At 66.8% G+C, this 11503-nt stretch carries 10 protein-coding genes; 5 read left to right on the top strand and 5 right to left on the bottom strand.

Annotation, left to right across the window (positions count from 1 at the left end):
* Positions 1 to 171: 171 nt before the first annotated feature.
* Entirely contained in the window at positions 172 to 1830 is a 1659-nt protein-coding gene (pgm, locus tag ACX80X_RS12880; RefSeq protein ID WP_459312226.1) for a phosphoglucomutase (alpha-D-glucose-1,6-bisphosphate-dependent), read from the bottom strand.
* 288 nt (positions 1831 to 2118) lie between these two features.
* On the opposite strand from pgm, the gene ACX80X_RS12875 reads away from it, so the two are divergent.
* Positions 2119 to 3027 (top strand): nuclease-related domain-containing protein, encoded by a 909-nt coding sequence (locus ACX80X_RS12875; RefSeq protein WP_459312224.1) that lies wholly within the window; start codon positions 2119 to 2121, stop codon positions 3025 to 3027.
* 146 nt (positions 3028 to 3173) lie between these two features.
* Positions 3174 to 3779, top strand: coding sequence for a DUF4190 domain-containing protein (locus ACX80X_RS12870; protein ID WP_252610899.1), 606 nt, complete (start codon positions 3174 to 3176; stop codon positions 3777 to 3779).
* Between the two features lie 50 nt (positions 3780 to 3829).
* Here ACX80X_RS12870 and ACX80X_RS12865 read toward each other — a convergent pair whose 3' ends face one another.
* Positions 3830 to 4528 carry a FadR/GntR family transcriptional regulator gene (locus ACX80X_RS12865; RefSeq protein WP_459312222.1) on the bottom strand — a complete coding sequence of 233 codons (699 nt, stop codon included), beginning with the start codon at positions 4526 to 4528 and terminating at the stop codon, positions 3830 to 3832.
* Positions 4529 to 4661: 133 nt separating this feature from the next.
* Between ACX80X_RS12865 and ACX80X_RS12860 the strand changes: the two genes are divergently transcribed.
* The 3 genes from ACX80X_RS12860 (at position 4662) to ACX80X_RS12850 (ending at position 8859) form a co-directional block, all read left to right on the top strand.
* Positions 4662 to 6029, top strand: a complete 1368-nt coding sequence (locus ACX80X_RS12860; protein WP_252610900.1) for an SLC13 family permease — start codon at positions 4662 to 4664, stop codon at positions 6027 to 6029.
* Positions 6030 to 6107: 78 nt separating this feature from the next.
* Positions 6108 to 7325, top strand: a complete 1218-nt coding sequence (locus ACX80X_RS12855; protein ID WP_252610901.1) for a CaiB/BaiF CoA transferase family protein — start codon at positions 6108 to 6110, stop codon at positions 7323 to 7325.
* A gap of 1 nt (position 7326) precedes the next feature.
* The gene (locus ACX80X_RS12850; RefSeq protein ID WP_252614466.1) at positions 7327 to 8859 is read left to right on the top strand and encodes an acetyl-CoA carboxylase carboxyltransferase subunit alpha/beta; all 1533 of its coding nucleotides are present in this window, start codon (positions 7327 to 7329) and stop codon (positions 8857 to 8859) included.
* Positions 8860 to 8929: 70 nt separating this feature from the next.
* On the opposite strand, the gene ACX80X_RS12845 is transcribed toward ACX80X_RS12850, so the two are convergent.
* From ACX80X_RS12845 to ACX80X_RS12835, 3 genes are all read right to left on the bottom strand, one after another.
* The gene (locus ACX80X_RS12845) at positions 8930 to 9133 is read right to left on the bottom strand and encodes a hypothetical protein (RefSeq protein ID WP_459312220.1); all 204 of its coding nucleotides are present in this window, start codon (positions 9131 to 9133) and stop codon (positions 8930 to 8932) included.
* Positions 9134 to 9216: 83 nt separating this feature from the next.
* Positions 9217 to 10671 (bottom strand): amidase, encoded by a 1455-nt coding sequence (locus ACX80X_RS12840; protein WP_459312218.1) that lies wholly within the window; start codon positions 10669 to 10671, stop codon positions 9217 to 9219.
* Positions 10664 to 11407 carry a Type 1 glutamine amidotransferase-like domain-containing protein gene (locus tag ACX80X_RS12835; RefSeq protein ID WP_252610904.1) on the bottom strand — a complete coding sequence of 248 codons (744 nt, stop codon included), beginning with the start codon at positions 11405 to 11407 and terminating at the stop codon, positions 10664 to 10666. The genes ACX80X_RS12840 and ACX80X_RS12835 overlap by 8 nt, the downstream gene beginning before the upstream one ends.
* Positions 11408 to 11503: the final 96 nt, after the last annotated feature.

Here is an 11503-nt window from a genome sequence, read left to right as displayed (position 1 = left end):
GCTCAAAGCCGCGTTAACCCTCTGGAAGTGTCACCACCAAGAAAGGCCGAAGTGTCACTATTGTCCTGAGGCAGAACTGTCACCGATGTCCTGCGACATAACAGAAAGTGAGAGAGCGTCGGTCATTTAAGCGCATTAAGTGAGAGAGCGTTTGGTCTTTTTTTGGGGAGGCTAGGCGATGACGCCGTCCACCAGCGCCTTGGCTTCCGCCTGGACCTGCTTGAGGTGTTCCTCGCCCTTGAAGGACTCGGCGTAGATCTTGTAGACGTCCTCGGTCCCGGACGGGCGCGCAGCGAACCAGGCGTTCTCCGTGACCACCTTGAGCCCTCCGATGGACGCGCCGTTGCCGGGCGCCTCGGTCAGCTTGGCGGTAATGGTTTCGCCGGCCAGTTCAGTTGCGGTGACGTCCGACGGCGAGAGCTTGCCGAGTGCCGCCTTCTGCTCCCGCGTGGCTGCTGCATCAATGCGCGCGTAGACGGGGGCGCCGAACTGGTCGGTCAGGCCCTTGTACAGCTGGGACGGCGACTTGCCGGTGACAGCGGTGATCTCCGAGGCCAGCAGCGCCAGCAGGATGCCGTCCTTGTCGGTGGTCCAGACACTGCCATCCAGCTTGTTAAAGGAAGCACCGGCAGACTCTTCGCCGCCGAACGCGCCTTCGCCGGACAGCAGGCCCGGCACAAACCACTTGAAGCCCACAGGGACCTCAACCAGTTTGCGGCCCAGGCTTTCCGCCACACGGTCGATGATCGAGGACGAAACCAGGGTCTTGCCCACCACCGAGTTGGGGTTCCAGCCGCTGCGGTTGCGGTAGAGGTAATCGATGGCGACGGCGAGGTAATGGTTCGGGTTCATTAGGCCACCGTCCGGGGTCACGATGCCGTGGCGGTCGGCGTCGGCGTCGTTTCCGGTGGCGACGTCGAACGCGGCTGAACTGCCGCCGTCGGACATCCTGTTGATCAGGGAAGCCATGGCGAACGGTGAGGAGCAGTCCATCCGGATCTTTTCGTCCCAGTCCAGGGTCATGAACGCCCACTGGGGATCCACGGTGGGGTTCACCACGGTCAGGTCCAGGTGGTGGCGCTCGCCGATCTCGCCCCAGTAATCCACTGCAGCCCCGCCCATGGGGTCGGCGCCGATGCGGACACCGGCCTCGCGGATGGCGTCCAGGTTCAACACGGACGGGAGGTCGTCAACGTAGCTGCTGAGGAAGTCGAACTTGCCGGTGCTGTCCGCGGCGAGGGCGTCGGAGACGGGAATGCGCTTCACTCCCCGCAGGTCGCTTTCGAGGAGTTCGTTGGCGCGGTTGGCGATCCAGCCCGTGGCGTCGGAATCGGCCGGGCCGCCGTGCGGAGGGTTGTACTTGAAGCCGCCGTCTCCGGGCGGGTTGTGGCTGGGCGTGACCACAATGCCGTCCGCTTCCGGAGTGCCGGGCTGGCGGTTGTTGTTGTAGGTGAGGATCGCGTGGCTAAGCGCGGGTGTGGGGGTGTACCCGTGCCGTGCGTCGATCAGCACGTGCACGCCGTTGGCGGCGAGGACCTCGAGGGCGGAGTTCTGCGCCGGCTCGCTGAGGGCGTGGGTGTCCTTCGCCAGGAAAAGCGGGCCGGTGATGCCCTGCCCGGCGCGGTATTCCACGATTGCCTGCGTGATCGCGACGATATGTTTTTCGTTGAACGACGCCTTGAGGCTCGAGCCGCGGTGCCCGGAAGTGCCGAACGCCACGCGCTGGCCGGGATCACCCATATCCGGCGTGATGTCGTAATACGCGTCGAGGAGCGCAGTGATGTCAACAAGGTCCTGGGGTTGGGCAACTGTGCCCGCGCGGCTAGCCATGGCACCAGCATGCCAGACGTGGGCTGGAGTCAAAACGCGCGGTCCATAATCCGGTCCCTATGACGCGGAAAAGTCCCCGCCGGACGCTTGGCAGCAAGTAGTCAAAGCAAGTACTGGCCCCGAAAGTACCTATATACCGGCTCCCCGCGGCGCTGCTACGTTCGGAAAAGCTCAGGAAAGAATGCCCGACGGCGGGGAGCGCCGCCGTCGGGCTCTGCAGTAAGTGTCTGGCACTGCAGTAAGTCGCACACTGCAGCGAGTTGGCAAGCGGGAGCCAGGGGGTAGGTCATGGGGGCAGGAGAAGGCGCGGCCGAGCAGTCGAGGCTTGCTGCAGAACGGGTGCAGCGGCTGAAACGCCAACTCGATCAGGCCGAACGGGCCACGAAGTCGCGGGACGCCGGTGCTGTGGGCGAACGGCTCGTGGCGGACAGGTTGAGCCTGCTCATTCCGCACGGCTGGTACCTGCTGAACGACGTCCACTGGCCCGGGCGGCCCAAAGCCATCCTTGACCATGTGCTGGTTGGTCCCGGCGGGGTGGTGGTGGTCGATGCCAAGAACTGGACCGGCGAGGTCAGTGTCGCCGCCGGTGTCCTGTGGCAGGGCCGATTTGCCAGGACGCAGTCGGTTGACGGGGCATTGGCGCAGTGCGCCGCCGTCGCGTCCGTGCTGGCGCCGCCCTACCGGCGGTTCGTCCGCCCGTTGATCTGCCTCACCGGGCAGCCGGACCTTTTCGGCATCACCAATTCAGACGTCGCCGTGGCAGGGGCAGACCGCGTTGTTGCTGCCGTGCTGGCGCTGCCCCCGGTGCTGGACCAGCAGACGGTGGTGGGCCTGTATGCGCACCTCGGCGAGCAGCTCACGCAGGAATCTGCGGCGGAAAGTTCTGCGGTGAAGCCGCTGACCGTGAAGCCGCTGACAGTTAAGTCACCGACCGTAGAGCCGGCTAAGTCACCGACCGTAGAGCCGAAGGGTGGAGGGCCGCCGGTGGCTGGGCCGCCGCGGTCCGGGCAGACAGGGGGCCGGAGCGGGCCCCGGCACCCCGCCTATGGCACCCGCCGTGGGGCGCGTAGTGGGGCCGGAGCGGGCCCCGGCACCCCGCCTATGGCACCCGCCGTGGGGCGCGTAGTGGGGCCGGCAGCGGCGGCTCGGGACGCGCCAGGAAGTCGAAGGCGCAGCACGACGCGGCCAATGGAATGACCCGGTTGATGTTCCTGGCTGCCTTTGTGGTTTTTGCTGTCTACGTGCTGCCGTATTGGGGGCGGTAGCACTGGATGAGGGCGGCTGTAGGCCCGTGATGCAGGCGGCGGTAGGCTGGGAAGCGGAGACTTCGAATGGGGAAAATCATGACTGACCAGCCAACTCCGCGCCCTGATTCGCAAGGGTCCGGTGCGGGACCCGGCGATTCGCCGGCAGGCTACGAGCCGCCGCAGTTTGTGCCGCCGCAGGGCCCAAGCATTCCGGCGCCGCCGCCGTATGACCAGAACCCGTACGGCCAGAATCAGTTTGGCCAGGACCAGTACAGCCAGTCAGGCCAGTACAACCAACCCGGTGCCTACAGCCAGCCTGGCGATCCGTACGGCGCGACGTATGGCCAGCCCGCAAGCCCTTACGGCCAGGGTGCCAGCCCTTATGGCCAGCCCGCAAGCCCTTACGGCCAGCCGGCGTACGGGCAGCCCGCCTACTACGGCATGCCCGCCCAGCAGCCAAAGGGCCTGAGCATCGCCAGCATGGTCCTCGGGATTTCCTCGGTCATCCTTGGCTGGTTCATGATTCCGCAGATCGCCGCAATCATCACCGGCCATCTGGCCCTCCGCCGGGAACCCTCTGGCAAGGGCATGTCCATCACCGGGCTGGTCCTGGGCTACCTTTGCCTGCTGGGTTACGGGGCGTTCTGGTTGTTCGTCATCATCGGACTGGCCATGTACCGCTCGTCCGGGTACTCATACTGAGCCAGCCTGGGGAGGTAACGCACCCGGCCGGCCGCCGGCGTCCTGACGGATCAGCGGAGCAGCTCCACGTCCGAGACCAGCTCAATGTGGGCCAACATGGCTGCGGCTGCACCAGTGGGGTCCTGCGCGCGGATGGCGTCTGCAATGGTCCGGTGCGAGGCCAGCGACTGTTCGGGCCGCCCCGGCTGTCCCAACGACTCTATCCGCGTTTCCAGGATCATTTCGGCGATGACCGCCATCAGCTGGGCCAGTACCGCTGAGTGGGCGGCGCCGGTGACCGCCTGATGGAACAGCTCGTCGCCGTGCGCGCCGCGCTCGCCCCCTCCGATTTCGGCGGCCATGACCTCCAAGGCCGCGTCGATGGCCGCCAGGTCCTCCTCCGCGCGCCGTTCCGCGGCCAGTGCGGCCAGTTTCACCTCAAGGGTGCTGCGCGCCTCCACGATTTCCGGCAGCCGGCTCTGGTGTTCACGCAGGCCCTTGATCACTGATGCCACGCTGGACCGCCGGGCCAGGACGGCGCCGGTACCGTGCTGCACATCGATCACTCCCAGCACTTCGAGCGCCACCAGCGCCTGGGCCAGCGTCGCCCGCGAAACCCCCAGCCGATCGGCCAGGTCGCGTTCGGCCGGCAGCAGATCGCCCGGCACCAGCTGGGCGGACTCGATATAGGCCAGGATCTGCTCCACCAGCTGCTCGTACAGCCGTGGCCGCGATACGCGCTCCAGGCCAAGCCGTGCCGTCTTCTCCACATGGGCCTCACTATGTCGTCGGTTTCCCCAAGAATACACGGCAGGCGTATTGACAGATAGACCTAGTGTCTAGGAGGCTAGTCCAGTGAGTCAGTTACTCACGTCACATTTTTCCTTCCTAGGAGGACCAACGATGTCCGCTCCTGTCTTATCGATCATCATCCTGGCCGCAATGTTCCTGCTCGCCACTGTCCTGCCCCTGAACATGGGTGCCCTTGCGTTTGTCGGTTCCTTCCTGCTGGGCAGCGTGGTGTTGGGCATGTCCACTAACGAGATCCTGGCTAACTTTCCCGGCGGCCTGTTCCTGACCATCGTCGGGGTCACCTACCTTTTCGCCATTGCGCAGAACAACGGCACCATCGACCTCCTGGTCCGCGGGGCCGTCAGGATGGTGGGCAACCGGGTGGCCCTGATTCCGTGGGTTATGTTTGCCGTCACCGCGCTCATTACGTCCGTTGGCGCACTGTCTCCCGCCGCCGTCGCCATCATTGCCCCGATTGCCCTCAGCTTCGCCGGTAAGTACAAGATCAGCCCGCTGCTGATGGGCATGATGGTTATCCACGGCGCCCAGGCCGGCGGATTCTCCCCGATTGCCGTCTACGGCGTCACAGTCAACGGCATCCTCGCCAAGACAAACCTGGATTTCAGCCCCACCGCGCTCTTCCTGAGCAGCCTGGTGTTCAACCTCGTCATCGCACTCGTGCTGTTCATTGTCCTGGGCGGCCGGGCCCTCCTGTCCTCCCGGGTGAGCCATTTCGTAGAGCAGGCTGCCGAAGCCCGCATGGCCGTGAGTGTCGGCGCCAAGGCAGGATCAGATGTTCCGTTCAAGGGCTTCGGCTCCGGCATGTACGGCCCCCGCGACCATGCAGGCGACGGCGTCGCAGCCACCAAGGAGCGGTCGGAGCGGATCCCCCAGCTGGTGACCATCGCCGGCCTGATCGCACTGGCCGTCATTGCCCTGGGCTTCAAAGTCGACGTCGGCTTTGTATCCATCACCATCGCCATCGTGCTGGCACTGGTCTCGCCGAAGGCCCAGAAGGGCGCGATCAACAAGATCAGCTGGTCAACGGTGCTCCTGATCTGCGGCATGCTCACGTTTGTCGGAGTCCTGGAGGAGGCCGGAACCATCCAGTTTGTCTCCAACGGCGTGGCCGCCATGGGCATGCCGCTGCTGGCGGCCCTCCTCATCTGCTACATCGGCGCCGTTGTGTCCGCGTTCGCATCCTCCACGGCCATCCTCGCCGCCCTCATCCCGCTGGCCGTGCCGTTCCTCTCCACCGGTGAGATCGGCGCCGTCGGCGTGATCTGTGCGCTCGCGGTCGCCGCCACCATCGTGGACGTTTCCCCGTTCTCTACCAACGGGGCACTGGTCCTGGCCAATGCCCCGGAAGGCGTGGACAAGGACAGCTTCTACAAGCAGATCCTCGGCTACAGCGGGATCGTCATCGTGGCCGGACCGCTCCTCGCGTGGCTGGCCCTGGTGGTTCCGGGCTGGCTCTAAGTGCCCGCCCCGATCCCGCCCAGCACGGGCCGCTTTGCCGGCAATTGTGCACCAACCTCACCCCGAAGGAATCCAGCAATGAGCAGAACAGACGAAGACCACAGGAGCGGCCCACTGTCAGGGCACCTCGTGGTGGACCTGAGCCGGGCGCTCGCAGGACCGCACGCCGGCATGATGCTGGCCGATCTCGGTGCCCGCGTCATCAAGGTGGAGAACCCCGGATCCGGTGACGACACCCGCGGCTGGGGCCCGCCGTTCGTCGGGCCCGAGGACGATCTGCAGTCCACCTATTTCATGTCCTGCAACCGGAACAAGGAGTCCATCAGCCTGGACCTGAAAGGCACTGACGGGCAGGAGGTGCTGCGCGGGCTGCTGGAACGTGCCGACGTCGTCATTGAAAACTTCCGCCCCGGCGTGATGGACCGGCTCGGTTTCTCCACCGCCGCGATGCATGACCTCAATCCGCGGCTGGTGATCCTCTCCATCACCGGGTTCGGGCACGACGGCCCGGAGTCCCAGCGCAGCGGCTATGACCAGATCCTTCAGGGCGAGGCCGGGCTGATGTCGCTCACCGGCTCCGGGCCGGAGGACCCCCAGCGCGTGGGTGTGCCCATCGCCGACCTCCTGTCCGGAATGAACGGGGCCTTCGGCGTCCTCGCAGCGCTGGTGGAGCGGGACAGGACCGACGCCGGGCAGATCGTCCGCACCTCACTGCTGGCGTCGCTCATCGGCGTCCACGCCTTCCAGGGGACACGCACCACCGTCGCCGGCGAAGTACCCCAGGCCCAGGGCAACCACCACCCGTCCATCGCCCCCTACGGCCTGTTCGCGTGCCGTAACGGGTCCGTCCAGATCAGCGTCGGCAGCGAAAAGCTGTGGTCCTCGTTCGCCGCGGCCTTTGGCCTCGATCCGGCAGCGACGGGCTTCGCCAGTAACGCGGAGAGGGTGCGAAACCGCACGGCGGTGATTGCCGCCGTCGAACGCGTTTTTGCCGCGTATGGTGCCGCCGAGCTGCTCGAAAAACTGAACGACGCCGGGATCCCGGCCGGGAAGGTGCGCTCGCTGGACGAGGTGTACGCCTGGGAGCAGGTGGCATCGCAGGGGCTGGTGGTTGATGTGGAGCATCCGGTGCTTGGGAAGGTCAGCCTGCCCGGGCCCCCGCTGAGGTTTTTCTCACGCGGCGACGCAGCAGAGACCACCCCGACCGAACACGATGCGCCGCCCCTTCTGAACGGGGACGGACAGAAAATCCGCGAGTGGCTGGGCATGTCTGCGGCCGTTGCGGGGGTGAACTAAGGTGCTGACGACGGAAAAGGTCAGGCACCTGGACGCGGCCGGGCTGCTGGCGGCCGTTGTTGATCCGGGCACGTTCGTCTCCTGGGACATGCCTGTCCGGCAGCCGGACGCGAACGTGGACTACGCCCGCGACCTCGCAAAGGCGCGGGAACGGAGCGGAACGGACGAATCAGTCATCACCGGATCCGGCCGGATCCGGGGACACCGGGTGGCGGTCATCGTCAGCGAATTCTCCTTCCTGGCCGGATCGATCGGCCATGCGGCAGCCCAGCGGATCGTCGCCGCCGTGGAGCGGGCTACCGCCGAAGGGCTCCCCTTGCTGGCAGGCCCCGCTTCAGGCGGAACGCGTATGCAGGAGGGGACCCTGGCGTTCCTGTCCATGGTAAAGATCACCGGGGCCGTGCGTGCCCACCGCCAGGCCGGGCTGCCGTATCTGGTCTACCTGCGGCATCCCACCACCGGGGGAGTGATGGCCTCCTGGGGCTCGCTGGGCCACATCAACGTGGCCGAACCGGGGGCGCTGCTGGGCTTCCTGGGCCCGCGCGTCTACGAAGCCCTGCACGGGGAGGCCTTTCCGGACGGTGTGCAGGTGGCGGAGAATCTGTTCAGCAAGGGCCTGATCGACGCCGTCGTGGAACCGTCAGAGCTTGCGGAGATTATCGGGCGGGCACTGGACATCCTCGCGGCGAAGCCCACGACGAGTCCCACTGCGAGTCCCACTGCCGGGCCCGTTCACCGACCGGCAACCCTCGCCGTGCGGCCGGCGGCCGTGGACGCGTGGACGTCCATCGGCATTTCCAGGCAGCCGCGCCGCCCGGACCTGCGCCAGCTCCTCCGGTACGGCGCCGATGACGCCCTTCCCCTGAACGGAACAGGCCAGGGCGAAAAGGACCCTGGCCTCCTGCTGGCCCTGGCCCGGTTCGGCGGACAGTCCTGCATCGTCCTGGGCCATGCCCGCCCCCTGCGCAAGGACGCAGCCGGAATGGGTCCCGGTTCCCTGCGGGAGGCGCGGCGGGGGATGAAGCTTGCCGAGGAACTCCGTCTGCCGTTGCTGACTGTCATCGACACCGCAGGTGCGGCCTTGTCGCAGGAAGCGGAAGAAGGCGGTCTGGCCGGCGAGATCGCACGGTCCCTCCACGAACTGATCGGGCTGGAGTCGCCGTCGGTCTCGGTGCTGCTGGGGCAGGGCGCCGGCGGCGGCGCGCTGGCGCTGCTCCCGGCGGACCGGACCATCGCCGCCCAGCACAGCTGGCTGTCGCCGCTGCCGCCCGAGGGGGCCAGCGCGATTGTGCACCGCACCACGGATTTTGCGCCGCAGATGGCCGACGCCCAAGGCGTCAATGTAGGCGCGCTCTACGCCAACGGCCTGGTGGACCACATCGTGGATGAACGGGACGACGCGTCACTGGAGCCCAGGGAGTTCTGCGCCCGGATGGCCCGGGCCATCGAATACGAGCTGGGGACCCTGGCTGGTGTTCCGGTTTCTGAACTGTTGGCGGCACGGTCCAGGAAGTTCCGGGAGCTCGGCGGGTAGGCGCCCACGTCCGGGCAGCGGAAAGGCCCCCGTCAGGGGGCCTTTCTTCAGGTGGGCCTGACTCGCAAAATCAGACTTTCTCGCGCCTGCGCTCAGGGGCCGGTTCCTGGGCTTCATGGGTCCGCCGGCGACGCGGGAAGGCCCAGAAGGTGAAGTCCTGGGCCGTGTAATGCGGCTCCGGCCGGTCCGGCGGTGTTTCCTGGTGCGCTTCGGGTTTCCGGTCGGCTTCTCTCTTGTTACGCCACCCGAAATCCTCCATCGATGAATAGCACATCACAGACCTCCTCATAGTGACTGCCCCTTAATCGTCCTCCGGATCGGCCCCGGAGTCGACACCCGGAGCCGTTCAAACTGGCATCAGAAGCCGAGCTGGGCCGCCACCTGGAGCAGGAGCAGTTCCGATCCCGCCGGTCCTACAAGCTGGATCCCCATCGGCAGGCCATGCGCTGGTTGCCCGCCGGTCCAGTGCACGGGAATGGTGATGGCAGGCAGGCCGCAGACATTCACCATGGAGGACCACGGGGCGAATTCGCACTGCCGGCGGTAGTCGCCGTCGGCGTCCCCGGGCCATTCTGCTGCCGGCCACGGTTCGTCGCCGTGCGTGGCGCCGGTAAACCAGCCCACGGGGCGCGGCGTCTGCGCCAGGGCCGGCATCAGCATCAGGTCCCAGCCGCCGTACTGCGTGATCGTGTCGCGTTCGAATTGCCGCAGGAACGCCAGCGATTCATTGAGTTTTGCGGCGCTGCGCTGCTGGGCCCGGCGCCTGAACGTACGGGTCAGCGGGGCCAGAAGCGCTTCGCGGTGCGGACTGATCCGGGCGGTTCCGACGGCGGCGGTCCACGCGGTGGTGAAGGCGTCCGGGTAGCGGTTGTCGTAGCGGATGGCGGCTTCGCTGACGGCGTGCCCGGCATGCTCCAGCATTTCGGTGCCCGCCTGCAGCGCGGCCAGGGCTTCGGGTTCGGGCGTGAACGGAAACGTGGCGAACCAGGGGCTGTCCAGGGTCAGGCCTATGCGCAGCGGGCGCGGTTCGTGTGCCACAGCGTCGAGATAACTGTTGCCAGCGGACGGCGCCATTGCATCCATCAGCAGGGCCGAGTCGGCTGCGCTGCGGGCCAGGGGCCCCGCTACGACCAGGCGGGCGGGGTCGCCTGAACTCTCGCCCGACGGCACCACGCCGCGGCCGGGTTTGAGTCCCACGAGGCCGCAGGCGGCGGCCGGGATGCGGACGGAACCGCCGCCGTCGGTCCCTGGCGCGAACGGAAGTAGGCCAGCGGCCACCGCGGCAGCGCTGCCTCCCGAGGAGCCGCCGGAACTCCGGCTCGGGGCATGGGGATTGCGCGACGGCGGTGCGATGCGGTTTTCGCTGTACGCCGTCAGTCCAAACTCCGGAACCTGCGTCTTGCCCAGTGAGACCACGCCAGCGGCCTTGAGGACTTTGGCGACTGCGCCATCGGCGGGCGCCGGTTTGTGGTCAAGTGCAGCGCTTCCATGGGTGGTCACCACGCCGGCGACGTCGGTCAGGTCCTTGAATGCCACCGGCATGCCGTGCAGAAGTGGCAGGGCGCCCGCGCTGCCTCCGGAGTCCCGCGCAGAGTCGTGCCCGGAGTCTTTTCGGAACTGGACGAACCGGGCATCGGCGGCGGCTGCGTCGGTCATCGCCTGATCCGCCGTGACCGTGACAAAGGCGCCCAGCAACGGGTTCTGCTCTGCGATCCGGGCCAGGAAATGGGCTGTGGCTTCCCGCGCTGAAAGCTCTCCCGCGCGGAGCGCATCCCGGAGCCGAACAGCCGGCAGTTTGTGGATGTCAGCCAAGGAAGCGAGGCTCCAGGCGCCTCTCGGAAGCGGTGGTTCCATCCGCTCCACCGGCTTCCGCGGTGACGATGTAAGCGCCCTTGCCCCGTACCTCGGCAACCGCTTCCACAAGTTCCGTGCCGTGGTAGACCAGCCCCACGCCGTCGTCCGTGCAGTGCGTTTCACCCAGCATTCCGTCAGCCACGAGCCGGTGCACCAGCGGGCGCCGCCTTTCCTCTGAGTCGTAATGGACGCCATTGGCGTACGGGAGGAAGGCCAAGCCATTGGGCACTGCACGCAGCTCCGGCCCAAACGAATCAGTGGTGCCGCCCTGGTACCAGCAGATTGATCCGGCCGAAACCCCCGCCAGCACAACTCCGTGCTGCCACACGCGGTGGAGGATGCCGTCCAGCCCGTGGGCACGCCAGACGGCAAGCAGGTTCACCACGGAGCCGCCGTTCACCCACACCACGTCCTGCTCCAGCAGATGCGCCTCCGGGTCTGCGTGGTTTGGCATGGTGAAGAGGTTGAGGTGGCTGAAGTCGAAGCCCGCCAGCCGCGCGGCCTCATCCATTTCCGCATTGAACCCGCGCTGATCCCCGGCGGCCGTACCCACGTGGGTGACCCGCGGCGGGCGTCCGCTGGCTCCGGAAAGCTCCACGGCGTAGTGCAGCAGGCGGTCAAACTCCAAGCGTGTTCGAGCACCTTGCCTGTAGCCTCCAGACGTGGCCAAAATGGTGGGCTGCTCAGCGGGCAAGGATCCTCCTACGGGTCTTCAACAGCGTAACTTGTCCCTGGTTTCGGGAGCGGGACGATCGGCTGGCGCTAGGCTGGAAGGAGACCCGTGATTCTC

The sequence above is a fragment of the Pseudarthrobacter sp. MDT3-1 genome, from assembly GCF_054510755.1.
Note: the sequence above shows the minus strand (reverse complement) of the source record. Positions and strands in the feature narration are given on the sequence as shown.